The organism is Bradyrhizobium sp. SZCCHNRI1029 (assembly GCF_032487555.1).
Classification (GTDB): Bacteria; Pseudomonadota; Alphaproteobacteria; order Rhizobiales; family Xanthobacteraceae; genus Bradyrhizobium.
Genome location: NZ_JAUEUK010000006.1, coordinates 410,520 through 433,048 on the forward strand (window position 1 = coordinate 410,520; position 22,529 = coordinate 433,048).

Annotated in this window: 20 protein-coding genes; 4 read left to right on the forward strand and 16 right to left on the reverse strand. The window is 65.9% G+C overall.

Annotated features, from left to right (window positions below):
- Positions 1-34: 34 nt before the first annotated feature.
- Entirely contained in the window at positions 35-190 is a 156-nt protein-coding gene (locus QW861_RS19670; protein WP_012042558.1) for a DUF3096 domain-containing protein, read from the reverse strand.
- Between the two features lie 248 nt (positions 191-438).
- On the opposite strand from QW861_RS19670, the gene QW861_RS19675 reads away from it, so the two are divergent.
- Complete coding sequence (locus QW861_RS19675) at positions 439-792, forward strand: DUF1236 domain-containing protein (RefSeq protein ID WP_315717233.1); 354 nt, start codon at positions 439-441, stop codon at positions 790-792.
- A 171-nt stretch (positions 793-963) separates the two neighbouring features.
- Here QW861_RS19675 and QW861_RS19680 read toward each other — a convergent pair whose 3' ends face one another.
- The 8 genes from QW861_RS19680 to QW861_RS19715 form a co-directional block, all read right to left on the reverse strand.
- Complete coding sequence (locus QW861_RS19680) at positions 964-1,557, reverse strand: class I SAM-dependent methyltransferase (protein ID WP_316193409.1); 594 nt, start codon at positions 1,555-1,557, stop codon at positions 964-966.
- Between the two features lie 2 nt (positions 1,558-1,559).
- A complete protein-coding gene (gene glyS / locus QW861_RS19685) occupies positions 1,560-3,878 on the reverse strand; it encodes a glycine--tRNA ligase subunit beta (protein ID WP_316193410.1) in 2,319 nt (772 codons plus the stop codon).
- 3 nt (positions 3,879-3,881) lie between these two features.
- Positions 3,882-4,313: an endonuclease domain-containing protein gene (locus tag QW861_RS19690; RefSeq protein WP_315826963.1), complete on the reverse strand. Its 432-nt coding sequence runs from the start codon at positions 4,311-4,313 to the stop codon at positions 3,882-3,884.
- Between the two features lie 286 nt (positions 4,314-4,599).
- A complete protein-coding gene (locus tag QW861_RS19695; protein ID WP_315810692.1) occupies positions 4,600-5,547 on the reverse strand; it encodes a glycine--tRNA ligase subunit alpha in 948 nt (315 codons plus the stop codon).
- Between the two features lie 128 nt (positions 5,548-5,675).
- Positions 5,676-5,867 (reverse strand): hypothetical protein, encoded by a 192-nt coding sequence (locus QW861_RS19700; protein ID WP_315717238.1) that lies wholly within the window; start codon positions 5,865-5,867, stop codon positions 5,676-5,678.
- A 105-nt stretch (positions 5,868-5,972) separates the two neighbouring features.
- Positions 5,973-6,875 carry a S49 family peptidase gene (locus QW861_RS19705; RefSeq protein WP_315717239.1) on the reverse strand — a complete coding sequence of 301 codons (903 nt, stop codon included), beginning with the start codon at positions 6,873-6,875 and terminating at the stop codon, positions 5,973-5,975.
- Positions 6,876-7,117: 242 nt separating this feature from the next.
- Positions 7,118-7,882 (reverse strand): tRNA1(Val) (adenine(37)-N6)-methyltransferase, encoded by a 765-nt coding sequence (locus tag QW861_RS19710; RefSeq protein ID WP_316193411.1) that lies wholly within the window; start codon positions 7,880-7,882, stop codon positions 7,118-7,120.
- Complete coding sequence (locus QW861_RS19715) at positions 7,875-8,102, reverse strand: DUF2007 domain-containing protein (RefSeq protein ID WP_006613556.1); 228 nt, start codon at positions 8,100-8,102, stop codon at positions 7,875-7,877. Before QW861_RS19715 ends, QW861_RS19710 begins: the two co-directional genes overlap by 8 nt.
- Before the next feature lie 151 nt (positions 8,103-8,253).
- Between QW861_RS19715 and QW861_RS19720 the strand changes: the two genes are divergently transcribed.
- Positions 8,254-9,264 (forward strand): polyprenyl synthetase family protein, encoded by a 1,011-nt coding sequence (locus tag QW861_RS19720; RefSeq protein ID WP_315717243.1) that lies wholly within the window; start codon positions 8,254-8,256, stop codon positions 9,262-9,264.
- A 263-nt stretch (positions 9,265-9,527) separates the two neighbouring features.
- On the opposite strand, the gene QW861_RS19725 is transcribed toward QW861_RS19720, so the two are convergent.
- The 3 genes from QW861_RS19725 to QW861_RS19735 all read right to left on the reverse strand — a co-directional run bounded on the left by QW861_RS19725 (position 9,528) and on the right by QW861_RS19735 (position 14,289).
- Entirely contained in the window at positions 9,528-10,430 is a 903-nt protein-coding gene (locus tag QW861_RS19725; RefSeq protein WP_316175984.1) for a 4-(cytidine 5'-diphospho)-2-C-methyl-D-erythritol kinase, read from the reverse strand.
- Between the two features lie 162 nt (positions 10,431-10,592).
- Entirely contained in the window at positions 10,593-12,389 is a 1,797-nt protein-coding gene (locus tag QW861_RS19730) for a tetratricopeptide repeat protein (protein ID WP_315717245.1), read from the reverse strand.
- Between the two features lie 241 nt (positions 12,390-12,630).
- Entirely contained in the window at positions 12,631-14,289 is a 1,659-nt protein-coding gene (locus tag QW861_RS19735) for an electron transfer flavoprotein-ubiquinone oxidoreductase (protein WP_315717246.1), read from the reverse strand.
- Between the two features lie 305 nt (positions 14,290-14,594).
- Here QW861_RS19735 and QW861_RS19740 point away from each other — a divergent pair, with 305 nt between their 5' ends.
- A complete protein-coding gene (locus QW861_RS19740) occupies positions 14,595-15,413 on the forward strand; it encodes a uracil-DNA glycosylase (protein WP_316167476.1) in 819 nt (272 codons plus the stop codon).
- A gap of 111 nt (positions 15,414-15,524) precedes the next feature.
- Here QW861_RS19740 and QW861_RS19745 read toward each other — a convergent pair whose 3' ends face one another.
- From QW861_RS19745 to QW861_RS19760, 4 genes are all read right to left on the reverse strand, one after another.
- Positions 15,525-17,033, reverse strand: coding sequence for a glycosyltransferase family 39 protein (locus QW861_RS19745; protein ID WP_316193412.1), 1,509 nt, complete (start codon positions 17,031-17,033; stop codon positions 15,525-15,527).
- A gap of 209 nt (positions 17,034-17,242) precedes the next feature.
- The gene (locus QW861_RS19750; protein ID WP_316193413.1) at positions 17,243-18,097 is read right to left on the reverse strand and encodes a ribonuclease HII; all 855 of its coding nucleotides are present in this window, start codon (positions 18,095-18,097) and stop codon (positions 17,243-17,245) included.
- 75 nt (positions 18,098-18,172) lie between these two features.
- Positions 18,173-18,622 carry a VOC family protein gene (locus tag QW861_RS19755; RefSeq protein WP_315826969.1) on the reverse strand — a complete coding sequence of 150 codons (450 nt, stop codon included), beginning with the start codon at positions 18,620-18,622 and terminating at the stop codon, positions 18,173-18,175.
- 19 nt (positions 18,623-18,641) lie between these two features.
- Positions 18,642-19,820 (reverse strand): PA0069 family radical SAM protein, encoded by a 1,179-nt coding sequence (locus QW861_RS19760; RefSeq protein WP_315717250.1) that lies wholly within the window; start codon positions 19,818-19,820, stop codon positions 18,642-18,644.
- A 190-nt stretch (positions 19,821-20,010) separates the two neighbouring features.
- On the opposite strand from QW861_RS19760, the gene QW861_RS19765 reads away from it, so the two are divergent.
- A complete protein-coding gene (locus QW861_RS19765; protein ID WP_316193414.1) occupies positions 20,011-22,428 on the forward strand; it encodes a phosphoketolase family protein in 2,418 nt (805 codons plus the stop codon).
- The last annotated feature ends 101 nt before the right edge of the window (positions 22,429-22,529 follow it).

The following is a 22,529-nucleotide window of genomic DNA, read 5'->3' on the forward strand; positions in this document are numbered from 1 at the left end:
CGGGGGTTCCCGACCTTGGGACTAGAACCTGGGACTAGAAGTGGAGCCACTTCAGCAGGCCCATGCCGATCAGGCCGTTCAGGATGAGGAAGATCGCGACGATCAGGTTCAAGAGGCGCGGCATGATCAGGATCAGGACGCCGGCGATCACGGACATGATCGGCGAGATATGGGCAACGGTCAGGGTCATCGACGAGCTCTGAATGATTGAAGGACGAGGCTGGGGCGATTCGATTTGGCCGGACTTTATCCTGGCCCATCGTGGCGGAATAGGAGACGCACGGCACGAGTTCCGGTTCCCCCACCGCTGGATCTGCCGCAAAAATGCCGCCGGTTCCACGTGGCGTTGCGCGGAACGATGACCTGTTGCCGGCATTGGGAGCAGATGCCGGCGCGCGCCGGTCTCTCTCAGCGATCAACAGCTCAGGAGTCCCGTCCATGCGAACCCATCTCACCCTTGCCGCCCTCGTGGCCGCACTCGTGATTCCGGCGGCCGCACAGGCGCAATCCTACACCACGGGCGTCGGCCGCAGCGTCGTGGTCGAGGAGGACGCTCCAGTGATCACGGTCGAGCGACGGCCGGAGTTTCGCGAATATGTCGTCCGCGAGCGTGTTCCCAACTATGTGATCCCCGATCGCGTCGTTGTTGGCACCGTGCTGCCAGAGTCCGGTGTTACATATTACGACGTTCCTCAGCGCTTCGGTGCGACACCTTACCGTTACACCGTGGTCAACGGCGAAACTGTTCTGGTCGAACCGCGATCCCGGCGGATCATTCAGGTTGTTGAGTAGTTATAGAGCTGCATTTGGTCGCCAACGCCCCCGCAAGCGGCCAGATGTGAAAGGCCCTGCCCGGTTCCCCCCGCCGGGTGGGGCTTACTTTTTTCGCCGTCATCGCAAGCGTCGCGACGCGATCCAGGGGCGACCGACGACGCCTGCTGTGAGCCAGGGCGCACTTTGCGCTCAGGCAGCCGTCTTCACCACCAGGCGATGGATGACCTTGCCCGAGGAGGCACTGACCACCTCCTCATCGAGCAGGCTCGTATCAGCTTCAAAGAGTGCGCGGATGGTTGCGAGGTCGACCACCGCATAGAGCCGGCCGTGGGCATCGCGCTGATCGGCCTGCTCCGTCACCCGCCAGCTCAGATACAGGACGCCACCGGGCTTCGTGATCGCGCGCATCCGCCGCACCGACGGCACCACGTCGCTGCGATCGAGATGCATCAGCACGGTCTCGCACAGCACGTTGTCGAAGCTTGCATCCGCGATGTTGGCGAGAGCGGGCAGTTCGGCACGCGTGAACGACGCGTTCGAATAGCGCGTGCGCGCTTCAGCCAGCAGTCCCTCCGACGCGTCGAAACCTTCCGCAGGATACCCGTTGGCATTCAGCCAGCCGACCTCGCGGCCGCTGCCGCAGCCGATGTCCGCGGTGCGGCCACCGAACACGAAGAAGCGCCTGACGATGTCGTGGAGATCGGCCGACGCCGGCTGCGCATGCCAGTCGGCCGCGAACACCGCCGCCTCACGGTCATAGGCGGCGAGCGTCGGCCGGTCCACTCTCAGCCCTCGATCTTGGAGAAGTCCGCGACCGCACGCGTGGCGCTGCGGATTTCGTTCAGCAGCCTGAGCCGGTTCTCGCGGATCTTTGGATCGTCGTCGTTGACCTTCACCCTGTCGAAGAAGGCATCCACCGCCGGGCGCAGCTTCGCCATCGCGCGCATCGCGGCGGCAAAGTCCTCCTTGGCGACGGCAGCACCCGCTTCCGCAGCGACCTCGCCGATCGCCTTCGCCAGCGCCTTCTCCTCATCGAGCTTGTACAGCGCAGCATCCGGCGCGCCGTCGAACTTGCGCTTGTCCTTCTTCTCCTCGATCGCGAGGATATTGGACGCGCGCTTGGTGCCGGCAAGCAGGTTCTTGCCGTCGTCGCTGTCGAGGAATTTTCCGAGCGCCTCAACGCGGCGCACGACCATCAGCAGGTCATCCTTCATCTCCTCTTCCGGCGGAGGCTCACGATCCAGGGCCTCCTGGCTGCCGGCTGCTTCGATGAGATCAAGTTTGGCTGCACCACTTCTCACGGCATCCGACCGCCACCAAGGGGAAGGTGATGTCGCGAAAACGGCATCGACAAGATCGTGCCGGGCGCCTTGCTCACGAAGTTGCACTTTCAGACGGTCGGCGAAGAATGAGATGAGATCGACAACTGCCACTGGGACGCTGCGTCTACCAAACGTTTCCGCATCCACCCGCACAACAAACGTAGTGAACCCAGGCTTCTCACTACTCTCCACCTGCTTCACTTCGTTCCCCACTTCGCGCGCGCGAATTGCCGTAGCCAGTTGGAAAAACCAAGGCCCGCAGATACTAGCGAGGTGAAGTCGGAGATTATTTTCCAAGATGATCCGGATCACACCTAAAGCCGCGCGACGCAGCGCATACGGGTCCTTCGATCCCGTCGGCTTTTCTTTGATCGCCCAGAATCCGACCAGCGTGTCGAGCTTGTCGGCGAGCGCCACGGCCACCGATACCGGGTCGGTCGGCACGCGATCACCAGGTCCCTGCGGCTTGTAGTGCTCCTCGCAGGCTGCGGCGACGGAGGCGTCCTCGCCCTGGGCCAGCGCGTAGTACTTGCCCATCAGCCCCTGCACTTCCGGGAACTCACCGACGACCTCGGTGAGCAGGTCGGCCTTGGCGAGCTTGGCGGCGCGCGCGGTCTTCGCAGCATCGGCGCCGACCAGCGGCGCGATCTCAGCGGCGAGCTTCTCGATGCGGGCGATGCGTTCGGCCTGTGTGCCGAGCTTCTCGTGGAACACGATCTGCTCGAACTTCGGCAGGCGGTCCTCGAGCCTCGTCTTCAGATCCGTCTCATAGAAGAACTTCGCGTCCGACAGCCGGGCGCGGATGACGCGCTCGTTGCCGGCGATGATGGTCTTGCCGCCGTCGGTCGCCTCGATGTTCGCGGTCAGGATGAACTTTGGCGCCAGCCCGCCGGTCTTGGGGTCGCGCACCACGAAGCATTTCTGGTTGTTGCGGATGGTGGCGCGGATCACCTCGCCGGGGACCTTCAGATACTCCGGATCGAACGAGCCCATCAGCACCACCGGCCATTCGACCAGGCCCGCGACTTCGTCGAGCAGCACGGGGTCCTCGACCAGCTCATAGCCTTGCGCAAAAGCGAGCTGCTTGGCGTCGGTAACGATGGTGTCCTTGCGCCGGTCAGGATCGAGCACGACCTTGGCGTCGAGCAGCTTGGCCTCATAGTCCTCGAGGCGGCGCACCGAAATCGGCGACGGCGACATGAAGCGGTGGCCGAATGTTGTCTGGCCCGCCTCGATACCGTCGACGGCGAAGCTGACGACGTCCGGCTCCTCGGTCTCCAGGCCGAACGTGGCAGTGATCGCGTGCAGCGGCCGCACCCAGTTGAGCGCGCCCGGTCGCTCCGAGCGCTTGCCCCAGCGCATCGATTTCGGCCAGGGGAAGGTCCTGACGATCACCGGCAGCATCTCGGCGAGCACGTCGAGCGTGGCGCGGCCGGGCTTCTCGATCAGCGCGACGTAGAAGTCGCCCTTCTTCGGATCGCGCTGGATCGTGGCCTCCTCGATCGAGGACAGGCCGGTGGCCTTGAGGAAGCCTTGGATCGCGGCATCCGCGCCGCCGACGCGCGGGCCCTTGCGCTCCTCCTTGAGATCAGCCTGCCGCGCCGGGATGCCGTGCACGGTCAGCGCCAGCCGCCGCGGCGTCGCGAACGCCTTGGCGCCCTCATAGACGAGGCCCTCGGCGACGAGCTTGTCGGTCACCATGCGGCGCAGATCGTCGGCCGCCTTGGCCTGCATCCGCGCGGGGATTTCTTCGGAGAACAGTTCGAGGAGAAGATCAGGCATATCTCAAGTCTCTCTGCACGAAGAACCACCCTCCCCTGGAGGGGGAGGGTCGCCTGCCAAGGGCAGGCGGGGTGGGGTGACCGCGATCTCCGTGTGAATGGCTTCGAGCACCGCCTCAGTCCTGGTCATAACGTCGTTGTTCCAAAATCGCAAAACGCGATAGCCTTCCGAGTTGAGCCAACGCGTCCGGGCCTCGTCGCGCTGGATGTTCGCATCCTCTCCGTGCTGCGAGCCGTCCACCTCGATGATGAGGCGACGAGCCAGGCAGGCAAAATCTGCAACGTAGGGACCGATGACGACCTGTCGCCTGAAATGGGTCCCTTCGATCTCGAGGCGCCGCAGGTGACGCCACAGAATGTCTTCGGCCGCCGTCGTGTTTTCGCGCAGCCGTTTCGCGGTTCGGCGTTTGAAGTCGCTGATCGGCCGTTTGCCCATCTGGCACCTTCACCCCACTCCGCTCGCCTGCGATCAATCCTCCACCAAGTGAGGGTGATCACATCTTCCACCCACCAGCGCAGTGCCACCCTCCCCTGGAGGGGGAGGGTCGATTGCTCATGCGCAAGCATGAGCAATCGGGGTGGGGTGACAGTCTATCCATCATCAACAGTGCCCGAGCCGAGAGATCACCCCACCCCGGCACGCATCTCGCTTCGCTCGATCGCGTGCCGACCCTCCCCCTCCAGGGGAGGGTCGAAGAGTCACTTCCCGCGTCGATATTGACTCAAACTCCCGCCCCGCCGGCCTCCGTATGCAGCCAGGCCTCGCCGCAGGCCTTGGCGAGCTCGCGGACGCGCAGGATGTAGCTCTGGCGCTCGGTGACCGAGATGACGCCGCGGGCGTCGAGCAGGTTGAAGACGTGGCTGGCCTTGATGCACTGGTCGTAGGCCGGCAGCGCCATCTGATGTTCCCGGCGATTGCCCAGCTTTGCATTTTCTTGCCAGCCGGCGGCGAGATATTTGCGGCACGCGCCCTCGGCCATCTTGAACTGCTCGAACAGCATGTCGGTGTCGGCATGCTCGAAATTGTGCCGCGAATATTCCTGCTCGGCCTGCAGGAAGACGTCGCCATAGGTGACCTTGGCGTCGCCGTCGCGGCCGTTGAAGTTGAGGTCATAGACGCGGTCGACGCCCTGGACGTACATCGCCAGGCGCTCGAGGCCGTAGGTGAGCTCGCCCGCGACCGGCGCGCATTCGAAGCCCGCGACCTGCTGGAAATACGTGAACTGCGACACCTCCATGCCGTCGCACCAGCACTCCCAGCCGAGCCCCCACGCGCCCAGCGTCGGGCTCTCCCAATCGTCCTCGACGAAACGGATGTCGTGCACGGCGGCGTCGATGCCGATCGCGCCGAGCGACTTCAGGTACAGCTCCTGAAGGTTCGGCGGCGATGGCTTCATGATCACCTGGAACTGGTAGTAGTGCTGCATCCGGTTGGGGTTCTCGCCGTAGCGGCCGTCCTTCGGCCGCCGCGACGGCTGCACGTAGGCGGCATTCCACGGTTTCGGCCCGAGCGCGCGCAAGGTCGTCGCCGGGTGGAAGGTGCCTGCCCCCATCTCCATGTCGTAGGGCTGCAGGATCACGCAGCCCTGCTCGGCCCAGAACCGTTGCAGGGCCAGGATGAAGCCCTGGAACGAACGTTCGGGGCGCATGTGCGGAGGCAGCGAGTCCATCGTCGATATCGGTCTTTCGCAGGCGTCGGAAAAGCGCGCGGACCGTATCGGCGGGACCATCAGGAATCAAGGCAATAGGGTCTCCGAACGGCGGCGACGTGCCGTCGTTCGAAGATCAGCGGCTCGCGTCAGCCCGGCCGGTAGGCGCCCGTGACGGGATCGCGGCGCAGAGTCTTGATCTCAGCGGCCTGTGCGGCCTCGGCGACGCGCGACAGCCGCGCCTCTTCGAGCTCGCGGTTGATCTTCTGCGCGGCCTTGTAGGCCCAGCGAACCACGGCAAGCCCGCCCAGCATACCCGCGAAAGCAACGAACGGCGGCATTGGTCGATCCTCGTTCATGAACAGAGCCACCCCGAATCCCATTGTCGCCGATCCCGGTTCCCCCCGCAATCCGGATTGCGAGGGGCGAAATGGCGCGCCCCCAGTCTAGAACCCAAAGCGGGCCCAGATCGCCCGGGTTTCGGCCGCGGAGATCACCTCCTCGGCCAGCCCCGTCCAGCCGAATCCCAGGCTGCCGGCGCCCGCGGCGCGGCGGCCGAGCAGACCCGACAACAGGCCGGACGCCGGCGCCACGACAGGCGTTGCAACCTTGTCGCCGAAGCGGGTGCGCAGGACGGCGCGGAGGTCGCCGATGGCGTCCGCCAGCCCCAGCGTGACGGCGCTGTCGCCGGCCCAGTACTCGCCGGTGAACAGCACATCGTCGGCGCCCTTCAGCCGGGTCGCGCGGCTCTCCTTGACCAGCGAGATGAACAGCGCGTGGATCTCGCGCTGGATCTTCTTCAGCCGCGCCACGTCGTCGGGATTCTCCGGCAGGAACGGATCGAGCATCGCCTTGTGCTCGCCGGCCGTATACAGCCGGCGCTCGATGCCGATCTTCTTGATCAGGTCCTGCAGCCCGAACGAGCCGCCGACCACGCCGATCGAACCGAGGATCGAGGACGGATCGCAGAAGATCTCGTCGCCGGCGCAGGCGATCATGTAGCCGCCGGAGGCCGCGACATCCTCGACGAACACGAGCACCGGCAGCTTCTTCTCCGCCGCGAGCTGACGGATGCGCAAGTAGATCTGGCGCGACTGCACCGGCGAGCCGCCGGGCGAATTGATCACCAGCGCCACCGCCTTGGCGTTGCGCATGGAGAAGGCGCGCTCCAGCACCTTGGCGACGCCCGCAAGCGTCAGGCCCGGCCGCAGCGGCGTCACCGCGCCGATCACGCCGGACAGGCGGACGACCGGTACCACCGGTACGCCGCGCAGCCGCGCCGGAAGCAGCGCCTTCAGCCGATCGAAGAGCCCGGCTGCATCGCTGGGTTGTGTCAAATTGTCCACCATCCTGTTACCTCGGATTAACCACTTTTTATCGCGCCGCTGCCATTCAAAGGGCTGGAACGAGCCTTGCAATCTCCTGGGCAATCGCACGGCGAGCCAAGGTGCAGAGTGCGGCGGAGGAATACATGAAGGTCTACCTGTTGATGCTGCTGATCGGTACTCTATTGACTGCGATCCGGTTCACGACGGTAACCGAACGCCAGTCCGAAGCTCAGACGCAATAACGCCCGACCACGACCAACCGTTCAGGGGGTGCTCAAGGCCAGCGCCCCCTGCCCCGACAGCACCCGCACGGCCTCATCATTCGGCACGCCTGCCGCCTCATTCAGCACCACTCCGGCGAGAAGCTGGGTCGGCGCCCGCCCTCCCTTAACGGCCCTGACCAGGATACGGATCGCCGGCTTGCCCGCCTGGCCGTGAACCGGTTGAACGGCAAGACTGCCGAAGCCGCGCGCCAGCGCCGCGACAACCTCGCTCAAACCATCGGCCCGCCAGATCAAGGTCAGCACGCCACCGGATTTCAGCATCCGCCGCGCGGCATGCGTCCAGATCTCCAACGTCGTCGCCGTTGCCATGTGCGCGGTCGCGCGCGCGGCGTCGGGCGAGGCACGGTGACGCGCGGCATCGTGGAACGGCGGATTCATCAGCACGACGTCGACACTGTCGGGCCCGAGCCCTGCGGCCGCGAAAGCGGCCGCGTCCGCGGCGACGTCCAGCACCACGACCTCCGCGGGCAAGGCATTGGCGCGTGCGTTGTCGCGCGCGAGGCGCGCCAGATCCGGCTCGCGCTCGACCAGCGTCAAGCCGAGACCGCCCACGCGCCGGGCCAAGGCCAGCCCGGCCGTCCCCACGCCGGCACCGAGATCGACCACCCGCTCGCCCGAACGCGCGGCCGTCGCCGCCGCCAGCAGGATTGCGTCGTGGCCGGCGCGATGGCCCGTCGTGGGCTGCCGCAGCCGCAATTGGCCGCCGAGCACGGCGTCCTCGGAGATGTCGACAGCGTCACTCATCAGGGCGCAGCTCATGCGCCAGCCCGGCGTCGGTGAGAAGCCGCCGGGCCTGGAGATTGTCGTCCTCATGCACGAGGATCCGGCGCGGCAGGATGCCGAGCGAGCCCTCGATGATGCTCATGTTCTGATCGAGCACGAGGTGATGGATGTCGGCGCCATCGAGCAGCGCCCCGATCGCCGAAACCAGCACGATATCATTGGTCCGAACCAATTCCTTCAATCGTTATGTCTCCATGCGGGCTTGGGTCAAGAAGGGCTTGGGTCAACCAGGCTTGGTCAAGAAGGCTCGGGTCAAGGTTCCGTGTCTGCCCTTGCCGCCTGCGGCCGCAGTTTCTATTGTCGTTTCGAGCATAGCAAAATCGGAGACCAGAGTGGCGGTTATCGTACCTTTCGAGAGTCCATCGGGAGCCTCCATCGATGGGCTGGTCGCGCTGGTCGCAGCCGACATGGAACGGGTCAACGCTACGATTTTGTCGCGCACCGGCTCGGACGTCACGATGATCCCGGAGGTCGCAAACCACCTGATCTCCTCCGGCGGCAAGCGGTTGCGACCGATGCTGACGCTGGCGATGGCGCATCTCACCGACTACACCGGCGACGGTCACGTCAAGCTCGCCGCGGCCGTCGAGTTCATGCACACGGCGACGCTGCTCCATGACGACGTGGTTGACGAGAGCGAAATGCGCCGCGGCAAATTGTCGGCGCGCATGCTGTGGGGCAACGAGGCCAGCGTGCTGGTCGGTGACTTCCTGCTCGGCCAGGCGTTCCGCATGATGGTCGAGGTCGGCTCGCTGCGCGCGCTCGACATTCTCTCGGCCGCCGCCGCCACGATTGCCGAGGGCGAGGTGATGCAGCTTGCCGCCGCCAAGAACACCGCAACCACCGAGGACGAATATCTCGCCGTGATCCGCGGCAAGACCGCCGAGCTGTTCGCCGCGGCCTGCGAGGTCGGGCCGGTGCTCGCCGATCGGCCCAAGGCCGAGCAGACCGCCTCGCGGTCCTTCGGCATGAATCTCGGCATCGCCTTCCAGCTCGTCGACGACGTGCTCGACTATGGCGGCAAGGCCGCCAAGCTCGGAAAGAATGTCGGCGACGATTTCCGCGAGGGCAAGATCACGCTGCCGGTGGTGCTGGCGTTCCGCCGCGGCAGCGACAGCGAGCGTGCCTTCTGGATCAAGGCGCTGGAGCGCGGCGAGATCAGCGATCACGATCTCGACCATGCGATCGGGCTGATGAACAAGCATCGCGCCTTGGAGGACACGATCAGCCGCGCGCATCACTACGGCGCCATGGCCGTCGACGCGCTGGCGCTGTTTCCGGCGTCACCGATGAAGACCGCGCTCGAGCAGGTGGTGGCGTTCTGTTTGGCCAGGTCGCATTAGTTGGTGAATCGGGGCCTGCCCTTCGTGATGTCATGCCCCGGCGCAGGCGGTGTGGGTTAATGCGCCCTCGCCCCTTGTGGGAGGGGGCATGCAGGACAGAGCAACAAGCTCGCTTGGGTGAGGGGTATGCCTCAGCAAGCGCGGCGTCCGCGGACAGATGCCCCTCACCCAACCCAGTACGTGGATGAGCCGGCGATGCCCTCTCCCACAAGGGAAGAGGGCGCTGTATCGGGAAGCCGCTCGCCGCTAGTAAGTAGTTACGACTAACTCAACGTCCCCGCATGCACCCACCATTCGGGGTGCGCGACGGCGATCTCTGCGCCGGCGGCCTTCGCGTCGACCTCGCTGCCGTAGATCGCAAAGCATGTGGCGCCAGAGCCGGACATGCGTGCCAGCAGCACGCCGGCGCTCGCACGGAGAGCGTCGAGCACGGTGCCGATGATCGGCTGCACCTTCAAGGCTGGCGGCTCGAGATCGTTGCGCACCTGGCTCAGCGTCTCGATCCAGTCGCTGACCGACGCTCCGGCACCAGGCCAGGACGGCGCCGTGAGAACATCCGTCACGCCGACCAGCAGATCGCCCGGCCTGAGGCCGAGCGCCTGGAACACGTCCTTGGTCGCCACCGGCACGCGCGGATTGATCATCACGCAGGGCAGGACGGGAAGCGCGAGCGGCTGCAGGTTCTCGCCGACGCCGGTCATGGTGCAGGCGCGCGAGGGCACGCAAACCGGCACGTCGGCGCCGGTCTTCAAGGCGACCGCAGTGAGACGCGGGTCGTCCAGCGACAGGCCATTCAGCTTCGCCAGCAGCCGCAGCGCCGCTGCGGCATCGGCCGAGCCGCCGCCGATGCCGGCGGCGACCGGCAGCACCTTCTCCAGCGTGAAGGCGCCAAGCCTCAGGCCCGGAACGGCCTCCGCAAGCAGCCGCGCCGCCTTCAGCACCAGATTGTCCGTGGTCTCGCCGCAGGCCTCCGCGAGCGGCCCGGTTGTCGTCAGCCTCAGCTCCGGGCCCGGCACCAGCGTAAGCTGGTCCGCGCAGTCGGCGAAAGCAACGACGCTTTCGAGATCATGGTAGCCGTCGACCCTGCGGCCGACGACCCGCAGGGTCAGATTGACCTTGGCGCGCCCCTGCTCCTGCAGCGCGCCGGTGACCGTGGACGCCAACATCGGCGCAATGCCCCCAGCATGTTCGGTGGCGGATCCGGTATCGCGCTCGGCCAGCGGCCGAAACGAACGTGGCCGGCACCGCCACACGCTTCATCAAAATCATCCGGGCTCCCCGGCAAGCCGAGGAGCCCGTGATGGCTCTCACCTCGTGATCGGGGCGACCTAGCCGCCCTTGCCGTCGTCCTTCTTGGCGTCGGACGGCGTGTCCTTGCTGTCGTTGCTCGCCGCGGCCGGCGCCGGATCGTCGGTCAGGCCGTTCTGGATCTTCGCCTCGATCTTCGGCAGCTCCTCGGCCTCGGGCTTCAGGTCGCGGGCATGAGCCCACTGGAACTTGGCTTCCAGCTTGCGGCCGATCTTCCAATAGGCGTCGCCGAGATGGTCGTTGATGGTCGGATCCTCTGGCTTGAGGTCGATCGCGCGCTCGAGGTTCTTCACCGCCTCTTCGTAGTTGCCGATGCGGAAATAGGCCCAGCCGAGCGAATCGACGATGTAGCCGTCGTCCGGCCGCTGCTCGACCGCGCGCTTGATCATCTTCATGCCTTCGTCGAGATTGACGCCCTGGTCGATCCACGAATAGCCGAGATAGTTCAGCACGTGCGGCTGGTCGGGCTGCAGCTCGAGCGCCTTGCGCATGTCGGCCTCGGCCTTCGGCCACTGCTTGGAGCGCTCCAGACAGATGCCGCGATAATAGTAATAGACGCTGTTGGCCTTGTCGTTGTTGGCGGGCAGCGAATCGACGCCGAGCGAATAGGTCTTGGCGCAATCGGCGAACTTCTTGCGGCCGCGCTCGATGTTGCCGAGCGCCATGATCGCCTCCAGGTCCTTCGGATCCTGGGCAATCACGTCCTTGAGGATCTTGATCGCCTCGTCGCTGCGGTCGGCGCTGTCGAGATCGGTCGCCAACTGGATCTGCGCATTGCGCTTCAGCGGCGAGCTCGCCGGCACCCGCTCATAGACCTTGATCGCCATCTGCGGCTTCTTCACCGTCTCGTAGAGATCGGCGAGTGACAGCAGCGCCAGCGGATGATTCGGCTGCAGGTGCAGCGCGAGCTGCAGATAGACCAGCGCCAGATCCTCGCCGCCGCGGCGGCTCAACGTGGCGCCGATGCCGTACAGCGCCTCGGCGGCGCCGGCCTGCGCCGAATCGACCAGCGGCGGCAGCTTCCTGCCGGCCTTGGTCTCGCGCAGGCCCTCCTGCACCAGCGGATGGCGCGCGAGCTTCTTGTCGAAGGCTTCATAGATCGCGGTCGCCGCCGCCGCATCCTTGTTGCGCGACAGCCAATGCGCATAGGCCTCGGTGATGCGCAGCATCGAATCGTCGAGCTTGTAGGCGCGCTCGAACCGCGTGCCGGCGTCCTTCTCCTTGCCGGCCAGCTCCAGGATCATGCCGGCATGAAGATCCTTGAACAGCGGATACCATTCGGGACCGGTCAGCTTGTCGATATTGGCGACGGCGGCCTTCGAATCGCCCGCGCCCGCCGCGGCCCACGCCGACAGCAGGGTGGCGACGAGATCGGTGATCGGCCCGCGCACCGACTGGTTGATGTTGGTCTGGGCGGCAGCGTATTTCTTCTGCTTGATGTCCTGCACGCCGACCACGAGACGCGCGATGCGGTTGGACTTGTCGATCGTGAGCACGCGCTCGGCCAGCTTCACGGCCTCGTCGATATCGCCATCGGCGACCGAGGAGATGAAGGCGCGGTCGAGCAGCTCGTTGTTCTTCGGGTCGCTGCGTAGCGCCGAGCGGTAGAACGCCGCCGCCGAGGCAGCGTCGCGCTCGACGCTGGCGTGGCGGGCCGCCAGATAGCTGCCCGACGTGGTGAGCGACTTCAGATCGACGCCGGTCGGAAATTTTGCGGCGTTGTCCGCAGGATGATCCGGCGTCTGGGCCAGGACGGCACCGGGGATCAGCAAGGCAGAAACGGCAATTGCGGTCCAGCGATTGCGAATTGACAACATCACGGTGCGCTCTGGTTGTTGGAAATGACGGATCGGTACGGACACGAACCCGATCGGCAGCTCTTCAAGGCGCCGACAATGCCGCGTTTGGCGGCCAACCGCAAGGATCTGCAGGATATTCGGGTCAGCCGGGAGCCCCTTTGGCGAAGGTGACCTGCGTCAAACCGCGCCAGTATGGCCGTATCGTGGCCGGCTGCCCTCCCCGGAGCAGCCGACTCACGCAATCGTGCGTTATACGAGGCTACATCGCCTCGTAGTTCGGCCCACCGCCGCCTTCCGGAGGAACCCAGGTGATGTTGCCGTTGGGATCCTTGACGTCGCAGGTCTTGCAGTGGACGCAGTTCTGCGCGTTGATCACGAAGCGCGGGCTGGTGCCCTCCTCGACCCATTCGTAGACGCCCGCCGGGCAATAGCGGTTGGACGGCCCGGCATAGACGTCGTGCTCGGAGCTCTTCTGCAGCGCCATGTCGGCGACCTTCAGATGCACCGGCTGGTCTTCCTCGTGATTGGTGTTCGACAGGAATACCGAGGACAGCCGGTCGAAGGTCAACTTACCGTCCGGCTTCATCGCCGGCTTCGGCTTGTGCGCCTTGGCGGGATCGAGCGTGGCGCGATCGGGCTTGACGTGCGACTGGGTGCCAAACAACGAGAAACCGAGCGTGTTGCACCACATGTCGAAGCCGCCGAGCGCGACGCCGAGCACCGTGCCGAACTTCGACCATAGCGGCTTGACGTTGCGAACCTTGAACAGATCCTCGCCGACTGGCGAGCCGCGCCAGGCGTTCTCGTAACTGACCAGTTCGTCATTGGCGCGGCCGGATGCGAGCGCGGCATTGACGTGCTCGGCCGCGAGCATCGCGCTGCCCATCGCGTTGTGCACGCCCTTGATGCGCGGCACGTTGACGAAGCCCGCGGCGCAGCCGATCAGCGCGCCGCCGGCGAACGACAGCCGCGGCACCGACTGGTAGCCGCCCTCGGTGATCGCGCGCGCGCCGTAGGCTAGCCGCTTGCCACCCTCGAACACGCCGCGGATCGAGGGATGGGTCTTGAAGCGCTGGAATTCCTCGAACGGCGACAGATAAGGATCGTCGTAGTTCAGGTGGACGACGAAGCCGACCGCGACGAGATTGTCGTCGTAGTGATACAGGAACGAGCCGCCGCCGGTCTTCATGTCGAGCGGCCAGCCGAACGAGTGCTGGATCAGGCCCTTCTGGTGCTTGGCCGGATCGATCTGCCAGACTTCCTTGAGGCCGATGCCGAACTTCGCCGGCTCGCTCTTGGCGTCCAATGCGAACTTCGAAATCAGCTGCTTGGACAGGCTGCCGCGCGCACCCTCGGCGAACAGCGTGTACTTGCCGAGCAGCTCCATGCCGCGCGTGAACGAGGCTTTCGGCTTGCCGTCCTTGCCGATGCCCATGTCGCCGGTGGCGATGCCGCGCACCGCGCCCTGCTCGTCATACAGCACCTCGGTGGCCGCGAAGCCCGGATAGATCTCGACGCCGAGCGCCTCGGCCTTGCGCGACAGCCAGCGGCAGACATTTCCGAGCGAGCCGATGTAGCAATGATGGTTGTCCATCAAGGGCGGCATCGCGAAGCCCGGCAGCGAGATCGCGCTGCTCTCGGTCATCCAGAAGAACTTGTCGACCTTGACCTGGGTCTTCAGCGGGCAATCCTCGTCCGACCGCCAGTCGGGGATGAGCTTGTCCAGCGCTGCCGGATCGATCACCGCACCAGACAAAATGTGCGCGCCGACCTCGGAGCCCTTCTCGACCACGACGATGTTGAGGTCGGCATTGAGCTGCTTCAGCCGGATCGCGGCAGTCAGGCCCGACGGGCCGGCGCCGACGATGACGACGTCGAACTCCATGGATTCGCGCGGAGGTAACTCTTCGGTGCTCATGTCTCTCAATCTCAGGCCCGGCCGGTGCAGTGGATTTGACCTTTGCATCCCCCTGGCGCGTGCAAAGGTCAAACCCGGAGCTGCAACAGCAACAATGACTTAACTAGGGTTCCTGGAGGCGCCGGCGGTTCGCTGATGGGCTGGTCCTGAGGGGGAGCGAACGCTGGCGCCGGAACACTAGGGCGTTCCGTCCCTTTTTTGGGTTATTCCAAGCTCTTGTTTCCGATTTTTCGGGGCAGGACAACCACCGAAATGCATTCCGCCATGCGCCGAGGCGGCGTACATTGTTGCCACGATCGATCATGATGACCCCCGAGCCCCTCCCCGACGTCCGCCAACTGCTCGCCTTCTATCTGGAGGCCGGGGTCGATTGCGCCTTGGCCGACGAGCCGATCAACCGGCTGGTGGAGCCTGAGGCCGCATCCCCTGCCGCTCCTGCCGCCCGTCCGGCGGCGGCGCCGCAAGCCGGCCGGCTATCCGCGCCGGCGATCATTGCGCCGCGCGGCGAACCGCCGCCTCCGCCGGAAGCGGCCGTCGCCTCGGCCCGCGAGGCGGCGCTGACAGCGCCGACCCTGGAGGCGCTGCGCGAGCTCCTGGAGACTTTCGACGGTTGCGCACTGAAGCAGACGGCGTCGCGACTGGTGTTCGCCGACGGCAATCCGCAGGCGCGCATCATGCTGGTCGGCGAGGCGCCCGGCCGCGACGAGGACATCGAGGGCCTGCCATTCGTCGGCCGCTCCGGCAAGCTGCTCGACCGCATGATCGGCGCGATCGGGCTCGACCGCAGCAAGGTCTACATCGCCAACGTCATTCCCTGGCGCCCACCCGGCAACCGTACGCCGACGCCGCAGGAGACGCAGATCTGCCTGCCGTTCATCCGCCGCCAGATCGAGCTGGTCGATCCCGACGTGCTGGTGACGCTCGGCAACCCGTCGACCCAGGCGCTGCTCGGCACCACCGAGGGCATCATGCGCACGCGCGGCAAATGGCGCGACTACGACACCGGCAAGCGCACCATCCGCGCGATCGCCACCTTCCACCCGGCCTATCTGTTGCGCTCGCCGTCCTACAAGCGGCTGTCCTGGCAGGACCTGCGCGCGATCGCGAAGGTGATGGCGGTCTGAGCCGAACTCTCTCCGCGTCATTGCGAGCGAAGCGAAGCAATCCAGAATCCCGCCCAAGCCTCTGGATTGCTTCGTCGCTTCGCTCCGCGCAATGACGGCTTATGGAAAGCGCTACGGTCCCTTCGGCCGCACGATGGCCCAGCCGATGCGCAGCACCGGCTGGCGGCCATTGATCAGCCAGTCGAAGCTGCGCGGCACCTCCGGCACCAGCCCAGGAAAGCGCTGGGCGATCTCCGGCGGTGGGGTGCCGACCGTGTCGGAGGCGCGCCATACCACGACGCCGCCACTCTCGGCGAATTTGGCCGGCGTGACCCAGGGCGTCCGCTGCGGGGTGGCATCGAGGAACAGATGCGCGCGGCGGCGGCCGAGCGCGACCAGGCTGGCGAGTTGCGGATCGCCGGCGACCGCCTGCAGCGGCTGGTTGGTACGGCGCTCAAAACTCTCGACGAAGAAACGGGAGATGTCGCGGGCCGGCATCGCCGTCGCGACCTCGCGGTCGCCGAGCAACGGCAGCACCACAGCGCTGCCCGCCGCGAGGATGGCGGGCGCGGCGATCGCAACCGCCCAGACCAGGCGCAGCAGCCGCTGCCGCCGCAGATAGATCAGATCACCCGACGCGACCACCAGGGCAAGGCCGACCATGGTCAGGGTCACGGCAGTGCCGCCGAACACGGTCGAGAGGCCGAACAGGCCGGCGATCAGACTGCCGGCCAGCGCCGGTGCAATCGCGAAGCAATAGACGAAGTCGCGCGCGAGCGGCGGCACCGAGCGGCGATAGATGATCGGCGCATCGGTCTCGCCGCGATTGATCCAGCCGGCGTCGAGCAGCACCAGCAGCAGCACGGCCGAGATCGCCAGCAGCAGCCCCCCCGCCAGCGCGAGCCAATGCCAGGCGCGCGCCGAGAGCTCGGCGAGAACGGGCAGCGCCGGTAAGCCTACACTGTCGGAACGCAGCACGAAGATGAGATAAGGCAGCGCCAGCGCCACCACCACGAGCAGCGCGAACAGCGGATCGAACGAGCGCAGAACGCGGCGGCCCTGCGCGGTCGAGACCACGAAGCCCGCGATCAGCAGCAGCAGGCCGGCGGCGGCCGGCGTGGTCAGCAGCAGCAGGCCGGCCTCGATCGACCAGGCAAACCAGGCGTTGCGCCGGCCCTCGCCGAGAATCCGCCAGCTATGGAGCAGCAGCAGCGCCCAGAGCGGACGCGCCAGCACCTCCGGACCGAATTCCAGCGTGGGCGCACCGAACGCGGTGATGGTCATGGTCAGCAGCACGGCAAGCACCGCCTGCTGGCCGCCGACGATCGCCCCCGCCAGGAGATACATCACCCACAGACTGAGCGCCGAGCACAGTACAGCCAGCACGTAGACGCCGAGCAGATGATTGCCGGCAAGGCGATAGGCGACGTCCGACAGCCAGAACGACAGCGGCGGCCCGAGATCGGTGCCGACCTGGTACTCGCGTCCGAACGCGATGGTGGTGGCAAGCTGGCCGGGCGGGCTGCGATAGAACAGCATGGCCACGCCGAGCCACATCAGGGCCTGGCACAGCACCACGATGACGACGACCAGCCGCGGCCTTGCGCGGATCAGTTCGACAACCAGGGACGTGAAACGCATGAACGGCTGGATCGCTTGGCTGAATCGCTGAGGACGTCGAGGAGGCCGGCAGGACCGTCGCTCATCCGCAGCAGCCTCGCTGTCCGACGCCCGCAATCGATACCGTACGATCGGGGCGCACAACACCGCCCCTGCTGCGAGGAGTGACACTTCGTGCTGGCTGGCTAACCAAAACTATTAAGACCGCGGCGACCGCGAGGCAACCTGCATCAGACCCCGACCGAGATTTCGGTGGATGTCACCACGGTCACCTCGGCAAACAAATCCGGCTCCGGGACGTCGGTCCACGGCTGGTGCTTGCGCCGTGCGGCCACGACGGGTGCGAACAGGCTGCGATGATGCACCGACGGTCCGAGCCGGTCCAGCGCAGCGAGGTGCTCCGGCACGGCATACCCCTTGTGCTGCTCGAAGCCGTAGCCGGGGCAATCCTGCGCCAGCGCGCACATCAGCCGATCGCGCGTGACCTTGGCGACGATCGAGGCGGCCGCAATCGACATCACCAGGCCATCGCCGCCGATCACCGCCTCGCAGCCGCAATCGACGTCGATGCGGTCGCGGCCGTCGACGAAGACGTGCTTCGGCGCCTCGGGCAACGCCCTCACGGCGCGCGACAGCGCCCACAGCGAGGCCCGCAGGATGTTGTCGCGATCGATTCGCGCCGGCGAGGCGACAGCCACCGCGAACGCCGACGTCTTGCAGATCTTGTCGAACAGCGCCTCGCGCTGCTCCGCGCTCAGCCGCTTGGAGTCATCGAGGCCTTTCGGGATGCGCGCGGGATCGAGAATCACGGCCGCGGCGACCACCGGACCGGCCAGCGGCCCCCGTCCCGCCTCGTCGCAACCGGCGACCGGCCAGATGCCCTGCTTGAGCAGCGCTCGCTCCCGCCGGAAGCTCGGCGGCGCCACCGCGATGACGCCCTTGCCGAGCTTGGCGGCCGACCTGCCGGCAGCATTCGGGGCGACAGGCTTGGTTCCGGCCTTTGCAGGTGCGCTCTTCGCCACGGCACCGTTCGTCGCCTTCGCCCTGCCCGGCTTTTTTGACTGATCGCGAATCATGGCCGGCATGGTGCGGAACGGCCTGCGGCGGCGCAACCCCGAACGGACCTCATTCCCCGCTATTCGCCCCTTGCCGGCGACCGACTACGACGGCAGATGCACTCGATCATCCTCGCCGACATCAATCCCCGGCGCGATCACCACTTCCCAGACATGACCGTCCGGATCGGAGAAATAGCCGCTGTAACCGCCATAGTCGGTTCGTTGCGCCGGCTTCAGCAGCATCGCGCCTTTCTCCACCGCCGACGCGAGCGCCGCATCGACCTCGGCCTCCGAGCGGCAGTTCCATGCCAGCGTCACGCCGCGGAACGCCTGGGGGCGCGGTGCGTCCGGCACGCCCGCATCATCGGCGAGCGCGCCCCACGGGTACAGCGCCAGCACCGTCCCGCCGGTCTCGAAGAATGCCACGGCCTCTCCGGTCGCGCGGAATTTTCGGGCGAAGCCGAGCGACGTATAGAAGGCGATGCTCCGCCGCATCTCGGATACACCGAGTGTGATGACGGTGAACCGCGGAACGCTCGCTTGTGCGCTCATCAACTGCTCTCCGCACGCTTCAGAACAGGCTGAGTTGCTGCCCGCCGCCCTTCGGCCGGACGAAATGATCGGTCGTCAACTTGGTCCGGCGCTTGTTCAGGCCGAGCTTTTCGCAGGCGATCTCGAAGCGGCGGCCGATCATCCAGGCCATCGGGCCTGTCCCCTTCATTCGCGTGCCCCATTGCGAGTCGTAATCGCGGCCGCCGCGCATGTCGCGGATCAGGGTGAAGACGTGGCGGTAGCGGTCGGGATAATGCTCGAGCAGCCATTCGCGGAACAGGTCGCGCACCTCCAGCGGAAGGCGCAGCAGCACATAGGCCGCCTCCTTGACGCCGGCATGGGCGGCGGCATCGAGGATGCGCTCGATCTCGCTGTCGTTCAGCGCCGGGATCACCGGCGCCACCATCACCGTGGTCGGAATGCCGGCCCTGGACAGCGCCTGCAGCGCCTCCAGCCGTTTCGACGGCGTCGAGGCCCGCGGCTCCATGGTGCGCGCCAGCTTCGGATCCAGCGTGGTCACGGAGATCGCGACCTTCGCCAGGTTCCTCTTGGCCATCCGCGCCAGGATGTCGGCATCACGCATCACCAGCGCCGACTTGGTCACGATCCCGACGGGATGGCCAACCTTTTCCAGCACCTCGAGGATGCCGCGCATGATCTTCCGCTCGCGCTCGATCGGCTGATAGGGATCGGTGTTGGTTCCGATCGCGATCATCCGCGGCTCGTAGCCGCTGGCCGCGAGCTCCTTTTCCAGGAGCGCGGGCGCATCCGGCTTCACGAACAGCTTGGATTCAAAATCAAGACCAGGCGACAGCCCGAGAAACGCATGGGTCGGCCGCGCGAAGCAGTAGACACAGCCGTGCTCGCAGCCGCGATACGGGTTGATCGAGCGATCGAAACCGATGTCCGGCGAGTCGTTGCGGGTGATGACCTTGCGCGAGGTATCGGTCGCGACCGTGGTCTTGAATGGCGGCAAATCCTCGAGACTCTGCCAGCCATCGTCGAAGACGACGCGAGCCTCCGCTTCGTAGCGGCCGCTCGCATTGGATTGTGCACCCCGGCCGCGGCGCCGGCCCCGTTCGATGGCGACCGCGAGTTCGGGGAAGTCGTTTTCCGGGCCAGATGAAGGCGCGCCCACCGGCTCGGAGGGCACCGGGACCGGCGGGCGCTTGAGGGCATGTGAAGATGCTCGGCTCATGGCCAAGACATAGCACACAAAAAGAACAATACAAGAACAAAAGAGAACAATGTCTCGGAACGGTTCTGGAGCCACGCAAGGCCAACCATCACATTCCCGTTCTATCCTTCGCAGCGCACTGGAACGGAATGGTGCGGCGTTACTCTAATGCACTTCCCGCAAGCGCGAAGCGGACGGCAAGCGAGGTTCCATGAACATCACGTCTTCCCATCAGACCAAAACGGCCGACGATCTCGACCTGCTCGATCGCTATTGGCGCGCGGCGAACTATCTCTCGGTCGGGCAGATCTATCTGCTGGACAACCCGCTGCTGCGCGAGCCGTTGAAAGCGGAGCACGTCAAGCCGCGCCTGCTCGGCCACTGGGGGACGACGCCCGGACTGAATTTCATCTACGCCCATCTCAATCGCGCCATCCAGGCGCAGGATCTCGACGTCATCTACGTGTGCGGTCCCGGCCATGGCGGCCCCGGCATGGTCGCCAACACCTATCTCGAAGGCAGCTACAGCGAGATCTATCCGGACATCACGCGCGATGCCGATGGCCTGCGCAAGCTGTTCCGGCAGTTCTCCTTCCCTGGCGGCATCCCGAGCCATGCCGCGCCCGAGACGCCGGGCTCGATCCACGAAGGCGGCGAGCTCGGCTACGCGCTGGTGCACGCCTATGGTGCGGCGTTCGACAATCCCGATCTGATCGTGGCCTGCGTGGTCGGCGACGGCGAAGCCGAGACCGGGCCCCTCGCCGCATCCTGGCATTCGAACAAGTTCCTGAACCCGGCCCATGACGGCGCGGTGCTGCCGATTTTGCATCTCAACGGCTACAAGATCGCCAATCCGACCGTGCTCGGCCGCATGGGCGATGCCGAGATCAAATGCCTGTTCGAAGGTTACGGCTACGAGCCGCTGTTCGTCGAAGGCGCGGAGCCGAAGGCGATGCATCGCCAGATGGCGGACGCGCTCGATGTCGCGCTCGCGAGCATCCGCTCGATCCAGCAGAATGCGCGTCAGTCGGATGCAACGATCCAACGGCCGCGCTGGCCGATGATCGTGCTGCGCAGCCCGAAGGGCTGGACCGGGCCGAAGGAGGTCGACGGCCTCAAGGTCGAAGGCTTCTGGCGCGCCCATCAGGTGCCGATCACCAATCCGCGCGGCAAGCCCGAGCATCTCGCGCTGCTCGAAGCGTGGATGAAAAGCTACGAGCCGGAAACGCTGTTCGACGGCCACGGCCGGCTCGTGCCGGAGCTGCAGGCACTGGCGCCGAAGGGCACGCGGCGCATGGGCGCCAACCCGCATGCCAATGGCGGTCTGCTCAAGCGCGAGCTCAGGCTCCCAGACTACCAGCATTTTGCGGTCGAGGTGTCCTCTCCGGGCCAGACCATGGCTGAAGCCACGCGCGAGCTCGGCAAGTTCCTGCGCGACGTGATCACGCTGAATGCAGAGACACGCAACTTCCGCATCATGGGCCCGGACGAGACCGCCTCGAACCGGCTCGATGCCGTATTCGAGGTCACCGAGCGGGTGTGGATGGAAGGCATCGAGCCCTACGATGTCCACCTCGCCCATGACGGCCGCGTGATGGAGGTACTGAGCGAGCATCTTTGCCAGGGCTGGCTGGAGGGCTATCTGCTCACCGGCCGCCACGGCCTGTTCTCCTGCTACGAGGCGTTCATCCACATCGTCGATTCGATGTTCAACCAGCACGCCAAATGGCTGAAGGTGTCACGCGAGCTGCCGTGGCGGCGCCCGATCGCGTCGCTGAACTATCTCCTGACCTCGCATGTCTGGCGGCAGGACCATAACGGCTTCAGCCATCAGGACCCCGGCTTCGTCGACCTCGTCGCCAACAAGAAGGCGGACATCGTCCGCATCTACTTCCCGCCGGATGCCAACACGCTGTTGTGGATCGCGGACCACTGCCTGCGCACCTACGACCGCATCAACGTCATCGTTGCCGGCAAGCAGCCGGCGCCGCAATGGCTGTCGATGCAGGAGGCGGCGACGCATTGCGACGCCGGCATCGGCATCTGGTCTTGGGCCGGCACCGAGCCCGCCGACGAGGAGCCCGACGTGGTGATGGCCTGCGCCGGAGATGTCCCGACCCTGGAGACGCTCGCAGCCGTCGACCTGCTGCGCAAGGAATTGCCCGACCTGAAGATCCGCGTGGTCAACGTCGTCGATCTCATGACCCTGCAGCCGAAGCAGGACCATCCGCACGGCCTCAGCGACCGCGACTTCGACAGCCTGTTCACCACCAACAAGCCGGTGATCTTCGCCTATCACGGCTATCCGTATCTGATCCATCGCCTCACCTACAGCCGCACCAACCATGCCGGCATGCATGTGCGCGGCTTCATCGAGGAAGGCACCACGACGACTCCGTTCGACATGGTCGTGCTCAACGAGCTCGACCGTTTCCACCTCGCCATCGAGGCGATCGAACGCGTGCCCGGCCTCAGCGTGTCGGCGGCCCATGTGAAGCAGAAATTCCGCGATGCGCTGATCGAGCATGCCCGCTACATCCGCGCGCATGGCGAGGACATGCCGGCGATCCGCGACTGGGTGTGGCCGAACAGCGCCGGCGGCACCACGCCGACACAGGCAGGCGACTGAGCCAGTCAAGCGCGAGCTTCAGCAACACGGCACCTTGAAATAGCACCGTTCGGGCGCAGCCCCGAACGGCGCGGCCAGGTGCGTGCTGCAAAATTCCGCAG